This is a genomic window from Microbacterium umsixpiens (genome assembly GCF_053543675.1).
In genome coordinates, this window is sequence record NZ_JBLVOH010000175.1 from 2,057 (window position 1) to 2,677 (window position 621).

Here is a 621-nt window from a genome sequence, read left to right on the forward strand (position 1 = left end):
ACGAAACGTCGTCGACCGAGGTGCCTCCGGTCGTTGAGCGAGGAGCGCAGCGACGAGACGAAACGCCGTTCAGCCGAGGAGCGCGAGCACGGGGACGATGTTCTCGTTCCACACGTCGACCCCGAGCTTCGCGATCAGGCCGACCACGACCACGAGGAAGACGACACGGATGAAGGTCGTCCCCCGCGAGATCGCCATCCGCGACCCCAGGTAGCTGCCCGCGACGTTCGCCACCGCGAGGATGCCGCCCAGCAGCCACAGCACCGCCCCGTGCGGGATGAACAGCATCAGTGCGCCCGCGTTCGTCGCGAGGTTCACGATCTTCGCCTTCGCGCTCGCCTGCAGGAAGTCGTAACCGAGCAGGGCGACGAGCGTGATGACGAGAAAAGTGCCCGTGCCCGGGCCGATCATCCCGTCGTAGAAGCCGATGCCGAGCCCGGCGGCACCCGCCATGATGTGGTGTTTGTGCCCGTGGTACCGCAGCTTCGTCGCCGCGCCCATCTGCGGTCGGAACGCGGTGAACAGGGCGACGACCAGCAGAGCGATGACGATGATGGGCTTGAACGCGGCGGGCGGCAGTACCGTCGCGACGGCCGCGCCACCGAACGAGCCGAGGAACGC

The 621-nt window shown here is 67.6% G+C and carries 1 protein-coding gene; it reads right to left on the reverse strand.

Translation table 11 applies throughout. From position 1 onward, the window contains the following. Nucleotides 1-69: 69 nt before the first annotated feature. Nucleotides 70-621, reverse strand: a 552-nt coding sequence (locus ACNPM4_RS16775) for a sulfite exporter TauE/SafE family protein (protein WP_448986437.1), incomplete at its 5' end; no start/stop codon positions are given.